Genomic DNA, 23,792 nt, shown 5'->3' with positions numbered 1-23,792 from the left:
TAGAATCGGTTTCGGTCCTGCCTCGTGCACAGAGCCGGCTTACCCACGTGCATGCAACATGGCATGACAGCCAGACGCCAGACAAATGATGATCCCGACCGAGCCTATCGGCAGCATTCCCCGCCCGCCTGAACTGGTCGCCGCACTGGCGGCAGGCGACGTCCCGCGCGAGCGGCTCGAGCGCCTTTACGAGGATGCGGTACGCGATACCGTGCAGCGCTTCGAGGCCACCGGTTCCCCCGTCATCACCGACGGCGAACAGCGCAAGTACCATAATTTCTGGACCTATCCTGTGCATGGCGCCGCCAATACCTCGCCCGACGGTTTCCAGATTCCTTTCGCCGCCGGCCACACCCGCCGCATGCCGCGCCTGGCCAGCGCGCCGTTCCGCTACCAGCGCTATGCCGACGAGTTCCTCGCGATGGCCCAGCGCTACGCCACGGTGCCGGTCAAGCAGGCCGTGATCTCGCCGTCGGCGCTGTCGCTGATGTATCCGCCCGAAGGCTTGCCCGGCTATTCGCGCGACCAGTTCCTGGCCGACCTGCTCGACGAGCATGAAACCGAAATCCGCCGCTGCCTCGAGCGCGGCGCCTATAAAGTGCAGGTGGACTTTACCGAAGGCCGGCTGGCCGTCAGGCTCGACCCGAGCGGCGGCCTGCTGACCAGCTTCATCGACCTCAACAACCTGGCACTCGGCCGCTTCAGCGAGGCCGAGCGCCAACGCATCGGCGTGCACACCTGCCCCGGCGGCGACCAGGACTCGACCCACAGCCAGGACGTCGATTACGCCGACCTGCTGCCCAGCCTGTTCAACCTGAAGGTGGGCAATTTCTATGTGGCGCTGGCCGGCGAGACCGACCCGGTGCGCGTGCTGAAGATCATCCGCCAGTGCATGTTGCCCGGCCAGCGCGTGTTTGTCGGCGTCATCTCGCCGATCGACCCTGTCGTTGAAACGCCGCAACTGGTGCGCGACCGCGTGCTGCAGGCGGCCGAGTACATCCCGCCGGCACAGCTGGGCACCACCGACGACTGCGGCTTCGCGCCGTTCTGCGACGACCTGTCGACCACCCGCGATACCGCCTTTGCCAAGATCCGCGCGCGGGTCGAAGGCACCGCGCTGGCGTCCGCCATGCTGGAAGGACTGTCGTGAGCGCGAGCGGCGACGACGAACTCGAACAGATGCGTTCGGTCGCGATGCAGAACGCCAACAGCGTGCTGCAAGCGCGCCAGCGCGCCGAGCAGGAGCTGCTCGAAGCCAAGAGCGCGCTGCGTGCGGCCAACGACCGCATGGAGCGCATGCTCGAAAGCCTGACCGACGGTTTCTGCGCGGTCGGCCGCGACTGGCGCATCAGCTACATCAATGCGCGCGCCCTGCAGCTGTTGTCGCCGCTGGCCAAGACGCGTGAAAACATGGTGGGCCAGGTGATCTGGGAAGCCTTCCCTGAATTGCAGGGCACCGCGCTCGACAAGCAATGCCGGCGCGCGATGGCGACCCACCGCACCCAGGCGTTCGAATACTATTACCCGCAGCTGCGCACCTGGTTCGACCTGCGCGCCTATCCATCTCCGGACGGCCTGACCGTCTACTTCCAGGACATCACGCGGCGCAAGGCCGACGAGCAGGCCCTGAAGGACGGCAACAGCCGCCTGCAGGTGGCGCTGGCGGCCGGCCGCCTCGGCGACTGGCGCTGGGACGCGGCGTCCAATACGGTCAGCCTTGGCCAGCGCGCCGCCGACATCTTCTCGCTGCCGCCTGAAATCCCGATCGACCTGGCGCAGGTACTGCACCGCGTGCACGAGGAAGACCGCGCGCGCGCCCGCGCCGCCCTGCTTGACGCGTTCTCGCAACGGTGCGACCTCGACATCGAGTTCCGCATCGGCGGCGGCGCCGAGCAGCGCTGGATCGCCGCCGTCGGCCGGGTCGACCACGACAAGGTCAGCGGCGTGCTCGGCATGGTCGGGGTGGTGCACGACATTAGCACCCGCAAGAGCGCCGAGGATGCCTTGCGCCAGAGCGAAGAAATGATGCGCGCGCTGGCCAACTCGATTCCCCAGCTGGCCTGGATGGCCGAACCGAGCGGCGCCATCGTCTGGTTCAACGAGCGCTGGTACCACTACACCGGCACCACGCCCGACCAGATGGCCGGCTGGGGCTGGAAGTCGGTGCACGACCCGGAAGTACTGCCGCAGGTGCTGCAGCGCTGGAACGAGTCGATCGCCACCGGCAAGCCATTCGACATGGAATTCCCGATCCGCGGCGCCGATGGCGAGTACCGCTGGTTCCTGACCCGGGTCAACGCCGTGCGCGACCGCCACGGCAAGGTGGTCAGCTGGTTCGGCACCAATACCGACGTCGACCAGGTCAAGCGGGTCCAGCAGGCGCTGCGCGAGGAGTCGAACGTGCTCGAACTGCTCAACAGCACCGGCGCCGCCCTCGCCACGCAGCGCGACCTGCGTTCGCTGCTGCAGACCGTGACCGACGCCGCCACCGGGGTCAGCGGCGCGCGTTTCGGCGCCTTCTTCTACCACGGCAAGGATGCCGACGGTGACCTGTTCACCCTGTACACCCTGTCCGGCGCCGCGCCCGACGAGTTCGAACGGGTCGGCTACCCGCGCGCCACGCCGCTGTTCGGGCCGAGCCTGCGCGGTGAAGGCGTGGTGCGTTCCGACGACATCACGCGCGACCCGCGCTACGGCAACAACAGCCCCCATTTCGGGGTGCCGGACGGCCATCCGCCGGTGCGCAGCTACCTGGCCGTGCCGGTCATCGCGCGCAGTGGCGAAGTGCTTGGCAGCCTGTTCTTCGGCCACCCGGAGCCGGGCATCTTCAGCGAGCGCACCGAGCGCATCGTCGGCGGCATCGCAGCCCAGGCCGCCGTGGCGATCGACAACACGCGCCTGTACGAAGCGGCCCACCACGCGGCCGAAGAGCGCAAGGTGCTGCTCGAGAGCGAGCGCTCGGCGCGCGCCGAGGCCGAACGCACCTCCCAGATGAAGGATGAATTCCTGGCCACGCTGTCGCACGAACTGCGCACGCCGCTGTCGGCGATCCTGGGCTGGGCCCAGGTGCTGCGGCGCGGCTCGCGCGACCCGGCCGACCTGCAGCGCGGCCTGCAGACGATCGAACGCAACGCGCGCGCCCAGGCCCAGCTGATCGAAGACCTGCTCGACATGAGCCGCATCACGTCCGGCAAGGTGCTGCTCGACATGCAGGCGGTGCACCCGTCGCTGTTCATCGACGCCGCCATCGAAACGGTGCGCCCTGCCGCCGACGCCAAGAACATCCGGATCGAAAAAGACTACCACCCCGAGGCCGGCGTCATCGCGGGCGACCCGGGCCGGTTGCAGCAGGTGATCTGGAACCTGCTGTCGAACGCCATCAAGTTCACCCCGCGCGACGGCGTGGTGCGCATCGAAGTGACGCCGTCGGACGGCCACACGGAGATCAGCGTGGCCGACACCGGCGCCGGCATCAAGCCCGAATTCATCAGCCACGTGTTTGAACGCTTCCGCCAGGCCGACGCCTCGACCACCCGGCGCCACGGCGGCCTCGGGCTCGGGCTGGCGATCGTCAAGCACCTGATCGAGCAGCACGGCGGCACCGTCAGCGTCGAGAGCGAGGGCGAGGACCTGGGCGCGCGCTTCACCATCAGGCTGCCGACGGCGGCCGTGCAGCCGGCCCCGGCGCGGCCCGACCGGGTGGCGTTCAGCCCGCTGCCGCCGCATACCCCGGACATCCTGCTGCGCGACCTGTCCGGGATCCATGTGCTGGTGGTTGACGACGAACCTGACGCACGCGACCTGATTAAGCGTATATTGTCGGATTGCAATGCAAGTGTTGCGACTGCCGGCAGCGCCGCGGCCGCCCTGGCGTCCTTCCGTAACATGCGGCCGGACGTGCTGGTGTCGGACCTGGGCATGCCCGACGTCGATGGATTCGAACTGCTGGCGCGGGTACGCGCGCTCGGCCGCGACGCGGGTGGCGAGTTGCCGGCTGTGGCCCTGACCGCGTTCGCCCGCTCGGAAGACCGGGTGCGGGCGCTGGAGGCCGGATTCAGGGCGCATATCGCCAAACCGGTCGAGCCGACCGAGCTGATCGCCATCGTTGCATCGATCGTCGCGCCCCGGTTCAGCTGAGCCGTAAGGGACTATTCGCGCTCCTACCGTGACACGCGGCGCTGTCCTACAAGAAAGTTTCGACCTTTTGCTACACTATGTGAGCTGTGGAACCTGAAGTTCCCGTAGTGCCACCGCCGCCGGTTTGGGGCTTTTTACCGAGATCACGCATGCCGAGCCGCGAAGACATTCTTAACGCCAAAATATTGGTAGTTGACGATTCCCCAGACAATATCGAATTGATGGAGGAGATATTGCGCGAGGAAGGCTACACCAGCGTCAGCTCGACGATGCTCCCTGAACAGGTGTGCCCGCTGCATCGCCAGCACAATTACGACATCATCCTGCTCGACCTGCAGATGCCGGGACTGAACGGCTTCCAGGTCATGAAGGGCCTGAAGGAAATCGAAAAAGGCGGCTACCTGCCGGTGCTGGCACTGACCGCCCAGCCAAGCTTCAAGATCGCCGCGCTGGAAGCGGGCGCGCGCGACTTCATCAGCAAGCCATTCGACCTGCTCGAGGTACACAAGCGCATCCACAACATGCTGGAAGTGCGCCTGCTGTACAAGGAGCTGGCCCAATACAGCAAGACCCAGCAGGAACTGGCGCTGCATGACGCGCTGACCGGGCTGCCGAACCGCCGCCTGCTGGAAGACCGCATCGAAACCACGCTCCAGCACGCCAGCCGCAACCATCACAAGGCGGCCATCATGTACCTGGACCTGGATGGCTTCAAGGCGATCAACGATACCTACGGCCACGCCTACGGCGACGAAGTGCTGAAGATCGTCGCCCAGCGCCTGCTGGCCACCTCGCGCAAGGAAGACACGGTGGCGCGCCTTGGCGGCGACGAATTCATGGTCGTGCTGGGCGAAGTCAACAGCCTGGCCGATGCCCAGGGCCCGGCCGCCAAGCTGGTCGAAGCGGTATCCGAGCCCTTCTTCATCAATGACCTGACCTTGCGCCTGTCGACCAGTATCGGCATCAGCATCTATCCCGACGACGCCGAATCGGTCGAGTCGCTGATCAGTATCGCGGACTACGCGCTGTATGAAGCCAAGCGCGGCGGCAAGAACCGCTTCTGCGCCACCTCCGCCTCTCCTGCCCAGATGGTGCCACCCCCAAAGCTTGAACTGGTTCCGCGCCGCCGCTAACAGCGTGCACGGAACCCTGGCTGGTGCGGCAGGCCCGCCCCGCCGGCGCCGCCCTCCCCGAACAACGACCGCCCAAAAAAAAGCTAAGTCACCGTTAGTATGGAATTGAGCACGTCGTGCCCGCCACTGGCGGACCCGACTTCCCGCGAAAGCGGGAACCCATGCTATGTATGCGCTGGAGGTCGAATCGCTTTATTAATGATCGTCTTCAGTATGGGTTCCCGCGTGCGCGGGAACGACGAGGGTGTAGCGCTTCCACACTTAACGGTGACATAGCCAAAAAAAACGTCATTCCCGCGCGGGCGGGAATGACGGTTCTGATGAAACATGGCTGCCGCTGGCAGCCTTTTGCGCCGGCCCGCTGTTGTCAGTGGCCTTTGGCTGCACCCGCCTTGCGGGTGTGCTCTTCCACTTCCCCGGCGGCCTGGTGGTCGATGTGGGCATCGACTTTTTCCGGTGCGACTTCGATGCGCGTGATGCCGGCATCGACCGAGATCGGGTCGCTGGCCGGGAAAGTCATCTCGACCGCGTCGTCGAGCAGGGTTTCCTTGGCCAGCTGCTCTTCGGTGTCGCATTCTTCCTCCGCCAGGGTGCGGATGGCGCTCGCCCACTTGACGAATTTCAGGTCAGCCAGCTGGCCGATCGTGGCGATGCCGAATGCCTGCTGCAGGGCTTTTGCGTCCTTGGACGAGACACCGGTAAGCGCTTCGACCGGCGCATTGCACAGGTCGCGGAAATTCATGCCGCAGTATTTTGTATCAACAATCTTATCGATGTTCATGTCTGTCCTTTCGAGGTTAGTTCCGTTATTTCACCTGCTCTGGCCTAGCCTCCAGGCCCTCGACAACGGTTGATCCGACTATTGCACATCCGCTCACATTGGTATGTGCGGCAGCGTACCTTGCACACCTTCTCCTGCTGCGCACGGGTGCTTTTGACACCGGGTTGCACGATTGATATGATGCTTCCCCACAACACCGTAAATGCTGGCAAGCAAGCGAGTACGTGATGTGTGAAGGACCGCTGGCGCTGTCTGCTATCCTGTCGACCGGATGCATTGATTAACCGAAACTCCACCACTGCAGCGCAGGACTTACGTGCCCAAAATAGAGAAACCCAAGATCCTGGTCGTCAACGACGATGCGGCCAGCCTTCTTGCACTGACAAGTTTGCTTGATCAATGGGCAGAAGAATCGAATTACGAAGTGCTCGCAGCGCGCTCCGGACAGGATGCCTTGCGCCAGGTGCTGCTGCATGACTTCGCCGTGATCCTGCTGGACGTGAACATGCCCGGCATGGACGGTTTTGAGACCGCCGAGGCGATCCACCAGCGCGCGCGCTCGGCCGACATCCCGATCATTTTCGTGACCGCTTTCCTGGCCGACGAAATCGACCGCCTGAAGGCTTACCAGCGCGGCGCCGCCGACTTCCTGTTTACCCCGGTGATCCCGCAGATCCTGCGCGCCAAGGTCCAGGTCTTCGTCACGCTCGCCACCAAGAACGAAGAACTGCGCCGCCAGGCCCACAAGCTGTCGCAGCGCACCACGGAACTGACCGCCACCAACAAGCGCCTGACCCGCGAGATCGAGGAACGCCAGGCCGCCGAACGCAAGAGCCACGCCAAGGACGAGTTCCTGGCGATGCTCGGCCACGAGCTGCGCAATCCGCTGTCGGCCATCAGCAGCGCGGCGTCGCTGATCGGCCTGGCTGGCGCCGGCCCCGACACCGTCACCCGCGCCAAGATGATCATCCAGCGCCAGAGCCAGCACCTGTCGCGCATCGTCGACGACCTGCTCGACCTGTCGCGCGCGATGTCCGGCAAGATACTGCTGTCGCGCCAGGCGATCGACGTGTCGACCCTGGTTGGCTCCTGCCTGGAAACCTTCCGCGCCACTGGCCGTACCGGCAATTATTCGCTCAATGTCGACCTCGCCCCGGGCTGGGTCGATGGCGACCCGACCCGCCTTGAACAGATCGCCAGCAACCTGATCGACAATGCGCTCAAGTACACCCCGGCCGGCGGCACCATCGGCATCACGATCGCCGAGGACGGCGACCAGGTGGTGTTGACCGTCAGCGATTCCGGCGTCGGCATTTCGCCCGAGCTGTTGCCGCACGTGTTCGACGTCTTCGTCCAAGGCACCATCACCATCGACCGCGCCCAGGGCGGGCTCGGCATCGGCCTGGCGCTGGTGCGCAGGCTGGTCGAGCTGCACGGCGGCAGCGTCAGCGCGCACAGCGACGGCGCGTCGGCCGGCAGCACGTTCGAGATCCGCCTGCCGCGCGCCACCCCGGTCCAGCTGGCCCCCGGCGAGCAGGAACCCGGCGCGCCGGCCGCCAAGCCCTCGGTGCTGCTGATCGAAGACAACGACGACGGCCGCGAAATGATGGCCACCATGCTCGACGCGTACGGCTATGCGGTCAGCTATGCGGCCGATGGCGTGCAAGGCGTGGAAATGGCAACCAGCAATACCCCGGACGTCGCCCTGGTCGACATCGGCCTGCCCGGCATCGACGGCTACGAAGTGGCGCGCCGCCTGCGCAAGGACCCCGCCACCCGCGCCGTCAAGCTGATCGCCCTGACCGGCTACGGCCTGGCGGAAGACCAGCGCCGCGTGCTGGAAGCAGGCTTCGACCTGCACCTGGTCAAGCCTGTCGGCATCGACCAGCTGCTCGAAGCGCTGGGCAGTTGCGACCCTGTGGCCGCTGCCAAGTAGACAGGCGTGAGGCTGCGGCTTGCGCCGCTCTGGCGCAAGCTGTTGTATGATTTTTGAAACTTTCACAGGGCGACCGATGACAGCACCGTCAAAAAACATCCCCGCCAGCCAGGCCGAGCCAGACCTGGCCGACCGCAATGCCGACCTGGTGGAGCTGCTCGGCCACCTGACCACCTGCTGGGACGACGAGCGCCGCCTGCTGGCGCGCAAGCTGCACGACAACCTCGGCTCGTCGATGACGGCGCTGACCATGCACCTGGCGCTGCTGGCCCAGCAGATGCCTGCCGACAAGGCGCTGCAGGACCGCGCCGCCCAGATGAAGCAGCTGCTGGCCAACATCATCAACACCAACCGCGACATGCAGCTGGCACTGTGGAACGACAAGCTGGAGTTCCTCGGCATCAAGGCCGCGCTGCGCGAGCTGGTCACCGAATTTAACGCCGCGCACACCATCACCGCCCGCATCAGCCTGCCGGACGAAGACCCCGTCTATACCCGCGAACAGGGCGTGGCCTTGCTGCGCTGCGTGGAGGAAGGCCTGCGCAATGTCGCGGCCCACGCCAACGCGAGCGAAGTGGATGTGATTTTGGATGACAACGACGAAGCAGTGATGCTGACCGTGCGCGACAACGGAGTCGGCCCGGTCGCGGCGGCCGATGGCGGGTTGTCGCGCTGCCACGGCCTGCGCCTGCTGCGCGAGCGCGCCGCCTGGCTCGGCGGCGGGCTGCGCCTGTCATCGGCCGCCGACAGCCGCGGCGCGGTACTGACGGTGACCCTGCCGAAGCAGGCCGCCGCCGTCAGTGGAGTTTGACCAGCGGCGTCGAGCGCTTGATCAGGAAGCGCGCCAGCGCCAGCACGCCGGTCCGCACCGAGCCCAGCACCGCACGGTGGTGCAGCAGGTGCAGGCTGACATACATCGTACGGGCAAAATAGCCCTCGACGAACCAGCTCAATCCCTTTAACGATCCCATCAGGCTGCCCACCGTGGTGGTCTGGCCGAACGACACCAGCGAACCATAATCGCGGTAGCGGTAAGGCTTGCCGCTGGCCGGCTTGCCGTCAGCATCGCGTACGAAGGCGTCGAGCAGGTAGTCGGCCTGCTGGTGGGCGGCCTGGGCGCGCGGCGGCACCGGCTTGCCGTCGCCGTCGGTACAGGCGGCGCAGTCGCCCATTGCATACACCCCCGGCACGCCGCGCACTGCCAGGAATTCGTCGACCTCGACCTGGCCGCCCTTGTTGACCGGCAATCCCAGGGACGACAGGAACTCCGGCGCGCGGATGCCCGCCGCCCACACGCACAGGTCGGCGGGATAGGTATTGCCTTCCTTGTCGGTCACCTTGCCGGCGTCGATCGCCGTGACGCGGCAGTCGGTCACGACGCGGATGCCGCGTTCGCCCAGCAGCCGGCTGGCCGCCGCCGAGACCCGTTCGGGCAGCGGGGCCAGGATGCGCGGCGCGCCTTCGAGCAAGGTGATGCGCACATCGCGCCCCGGCTGCAGGTGCTGGAAGCCGTAGGACGCATACACCCAGCTGGCCTCGCGCAGTTCGGCGGCCAGTTCGACCCCGGTGGCGCCGCCGCCGATGATGACGACATCAAGCCCGGCGGCCCGCTCGCCGGCCTTCCTGTGCTCGGTGACGGCCAGCAGTTTGAGCAGGGTCAGCCGGAAGCGCTCGGCGTCCTCGGTGGCATTCAGGGAGATGGTGTGTTCTTTGGCGCCAGGCACGCCGAAATAGTTGGAGACGCTGCCCACGGCGATCACCAGCCGCGCGTAGCCGACCTGGCGCTCTGGCAGCACTTGTTCGCCAGCCACGGTGGCAATGGGACCGACCGTGATGATTCTCTCTGCGCTGTCGAGGCCGGTCATGGCGCCGTACAGGAAAGTAAAACCGTTGTCGTGCGCCAGCATCTGGTACGACAGGCCTTCCTGGTGCACGTCGAGCGTGCCGGCGGCCACTTCGTGCAGCGATGGCTTCCAGATGTGAAACAGGCGGCTGTCGACCAGCGTCACCTTTGACGGGCCCAGCTTGCGCCCCAGCTTACAGGCCAGTTCAAGTCCCCCGGCCCCACCGCCCACGATCACGATTTCGCCCCGCAAGTGCTTCTCCCGGTTGTAAATTTAACACCAGTCTAGCACGCGGAGCGAATGGCCGCGCCGGGTCAGTGCTTGCCGTTGCCGTGGTGCTTGTCCTTGTGCTTATCCTTGTGCTTGTCTTTGCCATGGCCATGGCCACGGTCGTCATCGTGGTGGTCGCGGCGGTCGACATGCACTTCGCGGACCACCACTTTTTCACGCACCCGCGGGGCGTAGCTGTTGGCGTACCAGTCGTCGCGCACGAACAGCACCCGCTGGCCGCAGGCATCGTACTTGTGGCAGTGCTTCGCCCAGTTCTTGCGGTGGCCTGGCGGCACCCGCAGGTAGACCGGCTCGGCGCGGTAGCGCACGTCGCGTTCGATGATCACCGGCTGGGTCACGTAGACGCGCGGACGCAGGTCGACGCTGTCGATGCGGCCGTAGAAGCCCGGGTCGCCGATATTGATGTTGACGTCGATCTGGGCCAGCGCCGGTACGGCGGCCGCGCACAGGGTGGCGGCGATGAGCAATTTTTTCATGATGCCTCTTTTTCGAATAATGACCGGGCAGTTGCCCGATTCCATGGCTGAAGTTTAACAGAGGCAACATCGAATTCCGTGCGCCACCGCACCCCTGTAACAAGAGTTACACCTGGCCGGGTCAGTCCTTGTCGCGGCCGTGGCCATGGCCGCGGCCGTGTCCCTTGCCGTGGTGTCGCTCGCCGCGGTCGGCGCGCACCACCCGGTGCGTATGCGAATCACGGTAGACCACCTGCTGCACCACTACCGGCCGCGGCCTGTCGCGGTAGACCACTTTCTCGACGACGCGCTGCGGCCGGTCGCGGTACACCACTTCGCGCACCACATGGCGCGGGCGCTCGCGGTAGGCATGGTGCGGACGGTCGCGGTAGCCGTCACGGTAGATATGGCGCACCCGCGGCGCGTAGGTGTCGCGGTACCAGTCGTCGCGCACGAACAGCACCGGCACGCCGCAGGCGTCATAGCGGTGGCAGTAGCTGCCCCAGTTCACGCGGTGGTACTTTGGGACGCGCAGGTAGACCGGGTCGCCGTAGTAGCGCACCCGCTCGATGATGACCGGGCGGCGCACATACACGGGCGGCGCGGCGTAGCCGCGGTTGTCGATCAGGCCGAAGAAGCCGGGATCGCCGATATTGATGGAAACGTGGGTCTGGGCCACGGCCGGGACAGCGGCCGCGGCAAACAGCGCGGCGCCGATGAGCATCTTCTTCATACGTCCTCCTGACTAGGGGAAGGCGGAGTACCCGCCTGATCTTTGAGAAGATGGTAGCAGACCAGCACCGCGTTCCGGCGGCCCCTTACAAGTACGTAACAAGACTTACATATTCTTGAACAATGCCATGAACGGCTGGCTCACGGACAGCGTTTCCGGGCGCGTGCGCAGCTTGACGATGCCGCGCCCGGACTCGTCGCGCGCCACCGAGGCGATCGCCTTCAGGTTGACGATGGTCGAGCGGTGGATCTGCTTGAAGATGTCCGGGTCGAGCACGTCGAGCAGTTCGCGGATCGGTTTGCGCAGCAGCGACTCGCCCTGCTGCGTCATCACCACCGTGTACTTGCTGTCGGACTGGAAGTAGGCCACGTCGTCGACCATGATCAGGCGCGTCTCGGCGCCGGAACTGGCGGTCAGCCACACCAGCGGCGGCTGGCGCGAGGCAGCCGGCAGCGCGCGCCCCAGCTGTTGCAGCAGGGCCGCCAGCTGGGCCGGATCGGCGCCGGCCGGGGCGCGCTGCCTGAGCCGCGCCACCGTGGCCAGCAAACGCTCGCGCACTACCGGTTTGAGCAGGTAGTCGACCGCGCCGCGCTCGAAGGCGTCGATCGCATACTGGTCGTAGGCGGTGACGAACACCACCCGGGTGTGCGGGCTGGCCTCGGCCAGTGCGCTGGCCACCTCCAGCCCGGTCAGGCCCGGCATGCGGATGTCGAGGAAGGCCACGTCCGGCTGGTGCGCCGCGATCGCTTCCAGCGCCGCGCCGCCATCCTCGCAGGCGGCCACCACCTCCAGTTCGGGCCAGGCCTCGGCCAGCAGGCCAAGCAGCGACTCGCGCAGCAGGGCTTCGTCTTCGGCGACCACGCACTTAGTCATGCTTGTCTCCGGTGACCGATGGGCAGGGAACGGTGATGGTCGCCGCCACGCCGCTCGGGAAATTCGACACGATCGCGAACGACGCCGCATTGCCGTAGGCGAGGCGCAGGCGTTCGCGCACATTGCGCAGGCCGATGCCGGTGCCGCCGCCCTCGGCCGAGAAGCCGCGGCCATCGTCGGCCACCGTCACCGCCACGCCCTGCTCCACCGCGCGCGCCAGGATCCACACGGTGCCGCCGCCCGGCTTGGGCTCCAGGCCATGCTTGATCGCGTTCTCCACCAGCGTCTGCAGCATCATGGTTGGAAACGGCACCGGCAGCAGCGGCTCGGGGATATCGATCGACAGGTTCAGGCTGGGGCCCATGCGGATCTTCAGGATATCGAGGTAGGCGCGGGCGCGCGCCAGCTCCTCGCCGAGGGTCGACGGCAGGTCTTCGGTGCGCGGCATCGACTGGCGCAGGTACATGATCAGGTTGCCCAGCATCTGGTCGGCCCGGGCCGGGTCGCTGCGGGTCAGGATCTGGGCGCTGGCCAGGGTGTTGTACAGGAAGTGCGGCTCGACCTGGGCGTGCAGCAGGCTCAGTTTGGCCACCGTCAGCTCCTTCTCGGTGACGGTCTCGCGCACCGACGCCTGCTCCATGCGGCGGCGCTCGGCGACGCGGCGCGAAATGGCGCGGCTGATCGCCTCGGCGGTCTCCAGGTTGGTGCCGAAGTCCACCAGGAACCAGTCGGTCCACGCCAGCCGCTGCGGCTCGCAGATCACGGTGACGCTGCCGGCGTCGCCGTTGGGCGTGACCGTTACCAGCACCTGGTTGGTGCGGGCGCGCAGGTCCCAGGGATCGGTGCGTTTCAGCTTCGCGCGCACCTGCAGGCTGTCGCGCGCGCTCTCGATATCCTCGGCGCCGGGCAGTTCGCGAATCGCCGCCTCCACCATGTCGAACGCGGCGCCGGCCTCGAACGGCACCTCGATCTGGCGGCGCTGGCGGTTGGCCAGGTTGGCGCTGTTGACGTTACCGGCGATCAGGCGCACCCGGCGCAAGTGGGAAAACGCGCTATTAAAAATAACGAACAACAGCACCAGGGCCAGGGTAAAGAAGAAGCCGCCGCGCGAATCGTCGGCATCGTCGAGCACTGCCTCGTTAATGAAGATAACGATCGCCAGGTAGCACGCCATCCACACGGTGGCGAGGCGAAGGATGAAGAAGGTATTGGTCATGGTGGGTTTCCAGGTTTTGATTGGCCTGAACACAGATTAACAAGGGTAGCGCAAGCCTGGCCCGGCAAAGCGACGAAACCCCGCATGGGCCGACGAACACCCGGAAAGTTGCAAAAATCGGGGTCAGACCACCGCATTTTTGGAACATTCCAAAAATGCGGTGGTCTGACCCCGATTTGGGAAACCGTTTCCTCAGATTAACGCTGGGAGGCGATCCATTCGTCGACCAGCTTGGCCAGCACGTCCATCGGCACCGAGCCGGAGCGCAGGACGACGTCGTGGAAGCCTGGCAGCGAAAACTTCGGACCGAGCTCGGCCTTGGCCTTGTCGCGCAGTTCGAGGATGCGCAGCATGCCGAGCATGTAGGCGTTCGCCTGCCCAGGCCAGACGATGTAGCGCTCGACTTCCGATGGCTTCAGGCCGTAGTCGATCGCTTGCTGGCGCGTCCAGCCCTTGCTGTGCAGGCCGGTGTCGACCACCAGCCGGCGCGCGCGGAACAGTTCGGAGCCGAGCGCACCCAGCAGGCCCGGTACGTCGCCTTCGTACCAGCCCTCTTCCACCGCGAGGCGCTCGGTGTACAGCGCCCAGCCTTCCGAGTGGGCGCTGCCGCCGCCGAAGATGCGCATGGTGCGGAACTTCGGCAGGCCTTGCAGTTCCTGCTGGATCGCCAGCTGGAAGTGGTGGCCAGGCACGGCTTCATGGTAGGCCAGGCTGCGCATGCGGATCATGTCGAACACCGGCCCGCGCAGCGGCACCCAGAAGATGCCGGGACGGCTGCCGTCCGGCGCCGGCAGGCTGTAGTGGGCCGAGGCGCTGCCTTCGGTCAGCGGCGGTTCGCGCCGTACGTCGACCGGCGACTTCGGCATCAGGTTGAACAGCTTGGCCGAGCGCTGTTCGGCATCGCGCACCATGGCGTTGTAGCGCTTGATGATTTCCGGGCGCGGGTCGGGTTCAAGCGGCAGCTGGAAGGTTTTGTCGAGCGCGCGCATGCGTTCTTCGATGCTGCCTTCGGTGAAGCCGAGGCTGCGCAGGTGCTTGTCCATCTGGCCTTCGAGGCGCGCCACTTCGCGCAGGCCGATCTGGTGGATCTCGGCCGCCTGCAGCTTGGTGCCGGTGAAGTTGGCCAGCGCCTGGCTGTAGGCCGCGGCGCCGTTCGGCAGGCGGTCGATGCCGGCCGCGTCAGTGGTCCTGGGGTGGATCTCGGCCAGGAAGCCGCGCGTGCGTTCATACGCGGGGCGGATCTTGGCGGCGACGATGGCCGTCGCGCTGGCGATGGCCGCGTCGCGCGCCTGCGGCGCCAGGTCCGCCAGCTTGGCAGTGCGTTCGGCCAGCGAGGTGACCAGCACGTTCTGCCCGGGCGCAGGCTTGAGGAAGGCGTCCACCTGCCCTTGCGCGCGTTCGAGGATGAAGCGTGGCGGGACCAGCTTGCGCGCGGCGGCGCTGCGCGCGCGCGCCGTCGCTTCGTCCAGTCGCGCGCCGACCTGGGCCAGGCGCGCCAGGTAGTTGTCGACGTCGGCGGCGTTGCGGATCGGGTGGGTCTCGGTCATGAAGGTGACCAACGCGATGTGGGCGCCGCTGAACTGCGAGAACGTGAACGCGTGGTCTTCGAACGGTTCGTTGGCCACCGTGTTGGCGAGCGACCAGCGCATGGTCTGGGCCGAGATGCGCTGGTTGGCGTCGAGCTTGCCGGCCAGGAAGCGGTCGAGGCGGGTGATGCCGTTGCGTGCCATCACGACGTATTTCTGGCGGTGCGCCTTGGTCTGCGGCGCCAGCTGGCGGTCCAGCGCCTGCTGCTCGGCGCCGCTGAAGTATTGCGACGCGGTGGCGCGCTCGGGCGACAGGCGGACCCAGTCGGCGGAGAACTTGTCGGCCCAGGCGTCGAACGCCGGGTTGCGTTGCTGGGCGACGGCTTCCACCGCCGCCGGGGCTGCCGATGGCGCCCCCTGGGCCAGCGCGCTCGATGCGAGCAGGAATGGGGTGAGAAGCGCGAGGGTGATTTTCGAGGCGCGACGGGTGTCAACTGGCATGCATGGTCTCCGTATTCGTGAAAGGCAGGCGCTACGCGCTCTTGCCGCGGCAGAATTTATCACGGATCAATGCTGCAAACCAGAACGAAATACCCGTTTTTCATAGTGTAAAGACGCCAAACCATGCGCCGTATGGACCGAAAACGCACTATCATGAAGTGCAAAGGGGATCCCCATGAACCACTACGCCAGGGCCATCGCCGCCATCGCCTGCCTGTTGTCGCTTGCCGCGTGCAAGGACAGGCACGAGCCGGTCAAGCCGACAGTTATCACACCGCACTTCGCCACCGCAGACCGCGCCTGAAGCTGGCGCAGCCACCTGTGCCGCTGGCTCCGGCGGGCGCCGCCGCGCCCGCTCGCCCATCTTTTCCGACTTGAGCGCCTGTTGCAGTTTCCCTGATCCAGGACAAACGGAACCGGCGAACGCTGCCGTCAACAGTCCAGGCCCAGCCTTTCTGCCCCATCCTTCACCCTGCTGGCTGGCACGAGCATAGATATTTACGCAACACATTGTTATATTTTTGTTAAATGGCAAAAATATAATGAACGGTTACAAAAAGATTGTTACCATCGCATTGCAAAATAGCAAGTTGAGGTGTGGCAACGGCCGTCTTTCTTGCCATACCTCAAACATAGGAGCCAGCGCCATCCGGCGCCGGTGATAACGAATGTCCGAAGGAAGACAAACATGACCAAGCCATTGCGCACCACCCTCAAGCTCATCGCCGCCGTTGCCGCCGTTGCGGCCGCCCCAGCCGCGATCGCCGCCAACACCAGCGCCAGCTCGACCGGCACCGTGGTGACCCCGATCGCCATCACCAAAGCTGCCGACCTCGTGTTCGGCAAGTTCGCTGCCGTCACCGGCGGTACCATTACGGTGAGCACCAGCGGCGCCCGCTCGGTGACCGGCGCCGTGATCGGCATGAGCGGCACCCCGACCGCTGCCAAGTTCGATGTGACCGGTGAAGCCGATGCCACCTACAGCATCAACCTGACTGCACCGGCAACCCTGGATTCGGGCACCGACACGATGGCCTTCGCCGCCGTCAGCGACCTGACCGCCGCCAATACCACCTCCGGCAACGTCACCACCGGTACCCTGACCGGCGGCGCCCAGTCGATCTACGTCGGCGGCGTGCTGACGGTCGGTTCCGGCCAGGCGCCGGGCACCTACACCGGCAACGTCATTGCCACCGTCGAGTACAACTAAGCAAGCAGGCGCGCAGGGAACAGTCATTTCCGATGCCTGCGCGCCGCCCCATGTTTGCCCTTGTCGTTTTTCTGCTGCCGCTCGCTGCCATGGCGCAGATCCTTCCTCCGCTCGAGCAGATCGGAACCGTGCCGGAACAGCCAGCTGGCGGTCCCGCAGCCCAGTTGTCACTCGTCAATACCCGCTCGCTGAGTTTTGGCCCCTTCGTCGCCGGCAGCGGCGGCACCCTGACGGTAGCGCCAAACGGCGCGCGCTCGCGCAGCGGCGGCGTCGTCTTGATCAGTTCGGCGGGAGCGGGCAGCGCGGGCTTCAACCTGCTCACCCTGAACGGCAGCGGGGCGTCGAAGTCGGTCATCGTTTCCCTGCCCGGCAACGGCGAGGTGTTCCTGGCGAACGGCCCGTACTCGATGCCGGTGGTGAATTTCGTCAGCGGTTCCGGCAGCCTGCTCACGCTCACGCCATCTGGCCTGGCGTTTGATGTCGGGGCCACCCTGTCGGTAGGGCCGAACCAGCCTGCGGGAGACTACAGCGCTTCCTTCCAGGTCACCGTCAATTACCAATAAATCCCGGCCGCGGGCTTGCCGCGGTCTTTTGAAAGGACTTTGCCATGCCGCCCATCGTATTGGCACAGCGCGCCCGGCGCCTGTTGCTGCCCTGCCTGTTCGCGCTGGCCGCGCAGTCGGCCCACGCGGAACTGATGCTGCACCCTACCCGCATCGTGTTCGACAAAAATGACCGCGCCGCCCAGGTCGAGCTGATCAACAACAGCCGCGAAGCGGCGACCTACCGTATCACCCTGGTCAACCGGCGCATGACCGAGGACGGCCGCTTCGAGCCGGTTGCCGCGCCGGTTGCGGGCGAGCTGTTCGCCGATCCGATGCTGCGCTATTCGCCGCGCCAGGTCACCTTGCAGCCTGGCACCGCCCAGACCGTGCGCCTGATGCTGAGGAAGCCAGCCGTGCTGGCGGAAGGCGAATACCGCTCCCACCTGCACTTCGAAAAACTGCCGGCGGCCGCGGGCAGCACCAGCATTGAGGCGCACGGCAAGCCGGGCGACATCGGCGTGAAGCTCAATGCGCTGGTGGGCGCGTCGATGCCGGTAATCGTACGCCACGGCGCGGTCCAGGGCACGGTCAGCCTGTCCCAACTGGCCCTGCACAAGGCCGAGGCGGGCCGCGCGCCGATGCTGGCGCTGCAGTTCGACCGCCTTGGCAACGGCTCGGTCTACGGCGACGTCCAGGTCACGTTCACGCCGCAGGGCGGCGCCCCGCAGGTGCTGGCCACCGCGGGCGGCATTGCCGTCTACAGCCCCAACGCGGTGCGCCGCGCCACCCTGCCCTTGCAGGTCCCGCAGGGCGTGGCGCTGGCGCGCGGCGCCCTGGATGTGGTGTTCCGCCAGCGCGCCGACGCCGGCGGCGCCGTGCTGGCCCGGGCCGCCCTGCCGCTGCCGTAACAATTGCCCCGCAAAAGGAGGGAAATATCCCTCCTTCTCCTTCGATCAGTTCATTTCCACCTCAACAATAATCGTAACTTCCGGTATGGCGCCGCCATGCCACGATTGATACGGATATTGCCGAGAGATGCACTTATTTCACCGGGTCGTGCTGTGCGCAGCGCTGGCGTTGCTGCCGGTGCTGCACGCGCACGCCCAGGTGCCGCCGCCGGCGCCCCACAGCGAAGCCAACCTGCTACTGCTCGAAGTGCGCCTTGGCCGCAGTGTGCTGGCCGATGCCGTCACCGCCTACGAAATCGAACGCGAGATCTTCCTGCCGCTGGGCGAACTGTCGCGCCTGCTTACGCTGGCGATCCGCACCACCCCGGCCGAGGGCCGCGCCAGCGGCTACATCCTGTCCGAAGAGCGCGGCTTCAGCCTCGACGTGATCGAGCGCGAAGTCATCAATGCAGGCGTGCGCGAGCGGCTCGACCGCTCCAAGGTCAAGCTGCAGCACGAAGACATCTACGTGTCGAGCCGGCTGCTGGCGCGCTGGCTGCCGGTCGATCTGCTGGTCGACCTGCCCAGCCTCGCCGTCGAGGTGCGCCCGCGCGAAATGCTGCCGCTGCAGGCGCGCCGCGCGCGCGGCCAGCGCGGCGCCGGCGCCGGTGCGCGCAGCGGCTACCAGGACCCCGGCTATGCCCGCCATGAGCTTCCCTACCGCCTGGCCGGCCTGCCCTTCATCGACCAGACCATCGGTGTCGCGGTCACTGGCGGGGGCGCCCGGCGCCGCACCGAAACCAACTACAGCGCCTTCCTGACCTCCGACCTGCTCGGCATGCAGGCCTCCGTGTTCGCCACCCGCGGCCCGCGCGAGCCATCCGGCCACCTGCGCGCCACGCTCGGGCGCCATGATCCCGACGCCGGCCTGCTCGGCCCCTTGCATGCGCGCAGCGCCCAGGTGGGCAGCGTGGCAGTGCCCGGCGTGCAGAATATCTCGCTGACCAGCTCGACCGGCAACGGCGCCGCCGTCAGCAACCGCCCGCTGAACCAGCCATCGCGCTTCGACAAGCACACCTTGCAGGGCGACCTGGCGCCGGGCTGGGACGTCGAGCTGTACTACAACGAAGCGCTGGTCGGCTTCCAGCAGTCCGGACCCGACGGCAAATACAACTTCCCCGACATGCCGCTGTCCTACGGCCCCAACGATTTCCGGCTGGTGTTCCACGGTCCGCTGGGCCAGTTGCGCGTCGAGCGCTACAGCTTCCTGCTGCAGCAGTCGGCGGTCGCGCCCGGCTCGCTCTACTACAGCGCCAGCGGGCACCGCGACCGCGACGGCCGCCACCGTTCGCTGGCGCAGTTCGACTGGGGCCTGGCCAGCTTCGTGACCGCCACCGGCGCGCTGGCGCGGCTGCCGGTCAATGGCATCGACCAGCGCTACGCCCACCTTGGCCTGTACGGATACTGGCGCTCGTTCATCCTCAGCGGCGAAGCCGCGCGCGCCGGCGACGGCGGCCAGCTGGCGCAGGTGGGCGTCAAGACGCGGCTGGGCAGGCTGGCGCTGTCGGCCACCCGCGCCGAACTCGATGGCTTCACCAGCGAAGTCTTCCAGCCCTCCGCCGATCCGGTCGCCTGCCGCGACGAGCTGCGCATCGACGGCACCGTGCCCGCGCCCGGCATCGCCCTGCCCATGTCGCTGCAGGCGCGCCGCGACACGCTGGCTTCGGGCGCCGAGGCGACCCAGCTGCTGGGCCGCGTCTCGGCCTACCGCAACGGCATGGCAGTCAGCAAGGTGCTGCGCTGGCAGAAGCTGGCCGGGCGCAAATACGCCGACGGCGTGCTGCAGGCAAGCCGCAGGGTGGCCGGGATCGGCCTCAATGGCCAGCTCGAATACACGATCTCGCCCCACGCCGGCCTGGGCGCGGTGGCGCTGTCGGCCGACTACTACCTGGCCGATGGCCTGGTCGCCAACCTGGGGCTGGCGCGCTCGTTCGCCAACCCGCATTACCGGCTCAGCGGCGCGCTCAACAAAAGCCTGGGCAGCTTCGGCCTCGGGCTGAACGGCTTTTACACCAGCCGCCACGAGTATGGCGCCGGCCTCCAGCTGTTCATGGCGCTGGGGATCGAGCCGCGCCAGGGGCGCCTGCTGGCCGAGGCCCAGCCGATGGCCGGCACCGGCGCCGCCTCGCTGCGCGTCTTCCTCGACCGTAACCTGAACGGCGTCATGGACGAAGGCGACCAACCGGTGCGCAATGCCGGCTTTACCATCAACGGCGGCAAGCACATGGCGCGTACCGACGCCAACGGGCTGGCCTACCTGCCGCGGCTGCCGTCCTACCAGCACCTCGACATCGGCTTCGACACCAATACCCTCGAGGATCCGCAGTGGCAGCCGCGGGTGCCGGGCGTGCGGCTGGTGCCGCGTCCGGGCAAGGTCAGCGAGCTCGATTTCGCGCTGGCGGTGACCGGCGAGATCGACGGCACCACCTTCCTGCTGGCCGGCGGCGTGCGGCGCCCGGTCGGCGACCTGGAGCTGCAACTGCTGGGCCCGGGCGGCAAGGTGGCCGCCACCATGAAGACCTCGTCGGACGGCTATTACGTGATCCCCGCCGTGTTCCCCGGCATGTACCTGCTGCGCGTCTCGCCCGCCCAGCTCGAGCGGCTTGGCCTGTCCGACACCGGCATGCACCTGATCGAGATCGCGGCCGACGGCACCTTGCTCAACGCCCGCGATTTCATCATCGTCGCCGGCAGCCAGTAAGAACACGTTAAACTGGCGGCCTGTCTACATTTGCTGCAAGGTATACCCACATGTCGTTTGCTTCGCTCGGTCTGATCGACCCACTGCTGCGCACCCTCGAAACCCTGGACTACAAGACGCCGACCCCGGTGCAGGCGCAGGCCATCCCTGCCGTGCTAGCCGGGCGCGACGTCATGGCTGCGGCCCAGACCGGCACCGGCAAGACCGCTGGCTTCGCCCTGCCCCTGCTGCAGCGCCTGACGATGGAAGGCCCCCAGGTGGGCAGCAACTGCGTGCGCGCGCTGGTGCTGGTGCCGACCCGCGAACTGGCCGAGCAGGTGCACGAAAGCTTCCGCGCTTACGGCGCCAGCCTGCCGCTGCGCACCATGGTGGCATACGGCGGCGTCAGCATCAACCCGCAGATGATGAAGCTGCGCAAAGGCGTCGACGTGATGGTGGCCACGCCCGGCCGCCTGCTCGACCTGCACGGCCAGAACGCCGTCAAGTTCCACCAGCTGATCACCCTGGTGCTGGACGAAGCGGACCGCATGCTGGACCTGGGCTTTTCGCGCGAGCTCGACGCCGTCTTCATGGCGCTGCCGAAGAAGCGCCAGACCTTGCTGTTCTCGGCCACCTTCTCCGATGCGATCCGGGCGATGGCCGCCAAGCTGCTGAGCGACCCGCTGTCGCTGGAAGCATCGCCGCGCAACACCACCGTCAAGAAGATCCGCCAGTGGGCGGTGCCGGTCGATAAAAAGCGCAAGCCCGAGTTGTTCCTGCACCTGCTCAAGAAGAACCGCTGGGGCCAGGTGCTGGTGTTCGTCAAGACCCGCCACGGGGTCGAGGAGCTGGTGACCCAGCTGGCCGCGCGCGGCATCGCCGCCGATTCGATCCACGGCGACAAGCCGCAGCCGGCGCGCCTGCGCGCCCTTGAGCGTTTCAAGGCCGGCGAAGTGAAGATCCTGGTCGCCACCGACGTCGCCGCGCGCGGCCTCGATATCGACGACCTGCCCCACGTGGTCAACTTCGACCTGCCGATCGTGGCCGAGGACTATATCCACCGCACCGGCCGCACCGGGCGCGCCGGCGCGTCGGGGGAGGCGGTGTCGCTGGTCTGCGCCGACGAGGTGCGCCAGCTGGCGGCGATCGAAACCCTGACCCGCCAGACGCTGGAGCGGATCGAGGAGCCCGGTTTCGCGCCGGACCACCGGGTGCCCGTGACCAACGCGTCCGGCGAAGTGGTCAGGAAGCCGAAAAAGCCCAAGAAGCCGAAGGATGCGAAGGTCGTCAGCGAGGATGTGCGTTTCAGGCAAGGTTAATATTCTCGATACAAGATATTTCCTAGCCACATAGGTTTCACCGCTAACCCTGCTTGACGTCTATAATGGCGGGAATTACGCCCGACGGAAATTGCCATGGCCCAAATTCTTAGCTACGTCCCCGAACCGATCACCGTCAGCGCACTCAAAGCGAGCTGCGCTGGCTGCAGCATGCACCAGCTGTGCCTGCCGATGGGGCTGGATGACGCGGACATTACGCGGCTCGACAAGATCATCGGCAAGCGCCGCCGGCTGGCCAAGGACGAGCGCCTGTACCAGATGGGCGAGCCGTTCCGCAACCTGTACGCAATCCGCTTCGGGCACTTCAAGACCTACCAGGTCAACGCGGCCGGCGAGCAGCAGATCACCGGCTTCCAGATGGCCGGCGAGCTGCTGGGCATGGATGCCATCAGCGGCGACCGCCACCAGTGCGATGCGGTCGCGCTCGAGGACAGCGAAGTGTGCGAGATTCCGTTTTCGCGGCTGGAAGAACTGTTCAGCGAAGTGCCGACCTTGTTGCGCCATTTCCACCGCATCATGAGCCAGGAAATTACGCGTGAGCAAAATGTCATGCTCCTGCTGGGGAACATGCGCGCCGAGCAGCGCTTCGCGGTATTCCTGATCAACCTGTCGGCCCGCTACGCCGCGCGCGGCTATTCGCCCAACAGCTTCCAGCTGCGCATGTCGCGTGAAGACATCGGCAACTACCTCGGCCTGACGATCGAAAGCGTCAGCCGCCTGCTGTCGCGCTTCAAGAAGCAAGGCTGGATCGCGGTCGACAAGCGCGAGGTCACCCTGCTCAACGGCCCGCACCTGAAGGCGATGGCCGCCGGCACCGAGGTGTGCAGCCCGATGAATTGAGCGGCCTGGGCAGCCTGGCGGCTCAGATCGGCGGGTTGTGGTCGCCCGGCACCGCCACCAGGTAATACGTCAGCATGCTGGCCAGCGCGCCCAGCCCCCAGAAGCCGAAGAAGCCCGCCGTGTAGACGGCCATCGGGCTCATCATCTCGGCCCGGGGCAGCTGCTCGGGGTCGAACACCGAAAAGAACAGCCCCACGGCCAGCACCGCCGCCATGAAGGACGGCCACAGCACCACCATCGCCAGTTTCAGCATCCCCTTCCTCATTTTGCCGCCTCCGGGTCGGCGCGCAATTCCAGTGCGCGCTCCTGCGGCCATTGCCAGGTGCCGGCCAGCCGCCAGTCGTTGGCCGGGCCTTCCACCACCACGCGCCAGCGCGCCTGCTCAAGCACGGGCAAGGAAGCCGTAAAGCGCCCGCCCGGACCAGGCACGGCCTCCAGCACCATGTCCTTCTTCGGCTGGGTGGAGTGCGCAAGGCGGATGCGGAACGGCGCCGTCACCGGCTGGCCGCGGCTGGTCAGGACGCCTTCGAGCGTGCCGGCCGCCGGGTCGTGGCGCGCCGCGAAGGCCAGCTGCATGCTGCTGGCCACCTTGTCGCGGCGCAGGTCCTGGTTGATCGCCTTGCCCTTCTTGTAGTAGTCGTCCACGACCACCGCGTCTTCGCGGGTCACCGCAAGGTAGCCGGTGATCGCGCCGGCCACCAGCACCAGCGCCGGGCCGAGCATCAGCAGCCACGGCCAGCGGTGCGTGTACCAGGGGCGGCGCGCCGCTGCCTGCTCTTTCGGGTTGAGGGTCATCCAATTCTC

21 protein-coding genes are annotated in these 23,792 nt (G+C 66.6%); 12 read left to right on the top strand and 9 right to left on the bottom strand.

Annotated elements, in window-relative coordinates:
- Positions 1-85 precede the first annotated feature (85 nt).
- The 3 genes from LMJ30_RS15140 to LMJ30_RS15130 all read left to right on the top strand — a co-directional run bounded on the left by LMJ30_RS15140 (position 86) and on the right by LMJ30_RS15130 (position 5,270).
- Positions 86-1,150 (top strand): cobalamin-independent methionine synthase II family protein, encoded by a 1,065-nt coding sequence (locus LMJ30_RS15140; RefSeq protein ID WP_229433173.1) that lies wholly within the window; start codon positions 86-88, stop codon positions 1,148-1,150.
- Complete coding sequence (locus tag LMJ30_RS15135) at positions 1,147-4,137, top strand: ATP-binding protein (protein ID WP_229433172.1); 2,991 nt, start codon at positions 1,147-1,149, stop codon at positions 4,135-4,137. Before LMJ30_RS15140 ends, LMJ30_RS15135 begins: the two co-directional genes overlap by 4 nt.
- 149 nt (positions 4,138-4,286) lie before the next feature.
- On the top strand, positions 4,287-5,270 hold the full coding sequence (locus LMJ30_RS15130) for a GGDEF domain-containing response regulator (protein ID WP_229433171.1): 984 nt from the start codon (positions 4,287-4,289) through the stop codon (positions 5,268-5,270).
- Positions 5,271-5,637: 367 nt separating this feature from the next.
- On the opposite strand, the gene LMJ30_RS15125 is transcribed toward LMJ30_RS15130, so the two are convergent.
- Positions 5,638-6,051, bottom strand: coding sequence for a hypothetical protein (locus LMJ30_RS15125; protein WP_229433170.1), 414 nt, complete (start codon positions 6,049-6,051; stop codon positions 5,638-5,640).
- Between the two features lie 316 nt (positions 6,052-6,367).
- Here LMJ30_RS15125 and LMJ30_RS15120 point away from each other — a divergent pair, with 316 nt between their 5' ends.
- Together LMJ30_RS15120 and LMJ30_RS15115 are read left to right on the top strand one after the other, a co-directional pair.
- Positions 6,368-7,987 (top strand): response regulator, encoded by a 1,620-nt coding sequence (locus LMJ30_RS15120; RefSeq protein WP_229433169.1) that lies wholly within the window; start codon positions 6,368-6,370, stop codon positions 7,985-7,987.
- Between the two features lie 76 nt (positions 7,988-8,063).
- Complete coding sequence (locus LMJ30_RS15115; RefSeq protein WP_229433168.1) at positions 8,064-8,798, top strand: sensor histidine kinase; 735 nt, start codon at positions 8,064-8,066, stop codon at positions 8,796-8,798.
- On the opposite strand, the gene LMJ30_RS15110 is transcribed toward LMJ30_RS15115, so the two are convergent.
- From LMJ30_RS15110 to LMJ30_RS15085, 6 genes are all read right to left on the bottom strand, one after another.
- Positions 8,785-10,083 carry an NAD(P)/FAD-dependent oxidoreductase gene (locus LMJ30_RS15110; RefSeq protein WP_229433167.1) on the bottom strand — a complete coding sequence of 433 codons (1,299 nt, stop codon included), beginning with the start codon at positions 10,081-10,083 and terminating at the stop codon, positions 8,785-8,787. The two genes, LMJ30_RS15115 and LMJ30_RS15110, sit on opposite strands and share 14 nt — an antisense overlap.
- 62 nt (positions 10,084-10,145) lie before the next feature.
- On the bottom strand, positions 10,146-10,598 hold the full coding sequence (locus LMJ30_RS15105; RefSeq protein WP_229433166.1) for a hypothetical protein: 453 nt from the start codon (positions 10,596-10,598) through the stop codon (positions 10,146-10,148).
- Between the two features lie 121 nt (positions 10,599-10,719).
- On the bottom strand, positions 10,720-11,310 hold the full coding sequence (locus tag LMJ30_RS15100; RefSeq protein ID WP_229433165.1) for a hypothetical protein: 591 nt from the start codon (positions 11,308-11,310) through the stop codon (positions 10,720-10,722).
- A 105-nt stretch (positions 11,311-11,415) separates the two neighbouring features.
- On the bottom strand, positions 11,416-12,183 hold the full coding sequence (locus LMJ30_RS15095; RefSeq protein WP_229433164.1) for a LytR/AlgR family response regulator transcription factor: 768 nt from the start codon (positions 12,181-12,183) through the stop codon (positions 11,416-11,418).
- A complete protein-coding gene (locus LMJ30_RS15090; RefSeq protein ID WP_229433163.1) occupies positions 12,176-13,399 on the bottom strand; it encodes a sensor histidine kinase in 1,224 nt (407 codons plus the stop codon). The genes LMJ30_RS15095 and LMJ30_RS15090 overlap by 8 nt, the downstream gene beginning before the upstream one ends.
- A gap of 197 nt (positions 13,400-13,596) precedes the next feature.
- Positions 13,597-15,426, bottom strand: a complete 1,830-nt coding sequence (locus tag LMJ30_RS15085) for a DUF885 domain-containing protein (RefSeq protein ID WP_229433162.1) — start codon at positions 15,424-15,426, stop codon at positions 13,597-13,599.
- A 175-nt stretch (positions 15,427-15,601) separates the two neighbouring features.
- Between LMJ30_RS15085 and LMJ30_RS21680 the strand changes: the two genes are divergently transcribed.
- The 7 genes from LMJ30_RS21680 (at position 15,602) to fnr (ending at position 22,988) form a co-directional block, all read left to right on the top strand.
- Positions 15,602-15,730: a hypothetical protein gene (locus tag LMJ30_RS21680; RefSeq protein WP_267869672.1), complete on the top strand. Its 129-nt coding sequence runs from the start codon at positions 15,602-15,604 to the stop codon at positions 15,728-15,730.
- A gap of 384 nt (positions 15,731-16,114) precedes the next feature.
- On the top strand, positions 16,115-16,636 hold the full coding sequence (locus LMJ30_RS15080; protein ID WP_229433161.1) for a DUF4402 domain-containing protein: 522 nt from the start codon (positions 16,115-16,117) through the stop codon (positions 16,634-16,636).
- A gap of 50 nt (positions 16,637-16,686) precedes the next feature.
- Complete coding sequence (locus LMJ30_RS15075) at positions 16,687-17,199, top strand: DUF4402 domain-containing protein (protein WP_229433160.1); 513 nt, start codon at positions 16,687-16,689, stop codon at positions 17,197-17,199.
- 44 nt (positions 17,200-17,243) lie between these two features.
- Positions 17,244-18,089 (top strand): fimbrial biogenesis chaperone, encoded by an 846-nt coding sequence (locus LMJ30_RS15070; protein ID WP_229433159.1) that lies wholly within the window; start codon positions 17,244-17,246, stop codon positions 18,087-18,089.
- A gap of 127 nt (positions 18,090-18,216) precedes the next feature.
- On the top strand, positions 18,217-20,829 hold the full coding sequence (locus LMJ30_RS15065; RefSeq protein ID WP_229433158.1) for a carboxypeptidase-like regulatory domain-containing protein: 2,613 nt from the start codon (positions 18,217-18,219) through the stop codon (positions 20,827-20,829).
- A 50-nt stretch (positions 20,830-20,879) separates the two neighbouring features.
- The gene (gene rhlE1, locus LMJ30_RS15060; protein ID WP_229433157.1) at positions 20,880-22,127 is read left to right on the top strand and encodes an RNA helicase RhlE1; all 1,248 of its coding nucleotides are present in this window, start codon (positions 20,880-20,882) and stop codon (positions 22,125-22,127) included.
- A 96-nt stretch (positions 22,128-22,223) separates the two neighbouring features.
- Complete coding sequence (gene fnr / locus LMJ30_RS15055) at positions 22,224-22,988, top strand: fumarate/nitrate reduction transcriptional regulator Fnr (protein WP_229433156.1); 765 nt, start codon at positions 22,224-22,226, stop codon at positions 22,986-22,988.
- 22 nt (positions 22,989-23,010) lie between these two features.
- Here fnr and LMJ30_RS15050 read toward each other — a convergent pair whose 3' ends face one another.
- Both LMJ30_RS15050 and LMJ30_RS15045 read right to left on the bottom strand, forming a co-directional pair.
- Complete coding sequence (locus LMJ30_RS15050) at positions 23,011-23,241, bottom strand: hypothetical protein (protein WP_229433155.1); 231 nt, start codon at positions 23,239-23,241, stop codon at positions 23,011-23,013.
- Positions 23,242-23,249: 8 nt separating this feature from the next.
- Complete coding sequence (locus tag LMJ30_RS15045; protein WP_229433154.1) at positions 23,250-23,783, bottom strand: FixH family protein; 534 nt, start codon at positions 23,781-23,783, stop codon at positions 23,250-23,252.
- Positions 23,784-23,792: the final 9 nt, after the last annotated feature.

It is taken from the genome of Massilia agrisoli, from assembly GCF_020831365.1.
In the GTDB taxonomy this organism is placed as follows: domain Bacteria; phylum Pseudomonadota; class Gammaproteobacteria; order Burkholderiales; family Burkholderiaceae_D; genus Telluria_A; species Telluria_A agrisoli.
The sequence above is the reverse complement of the archived record's forward strand: the minus strand, read 5'-3'. Positions and strand labels throughout refer to the sequence as shown.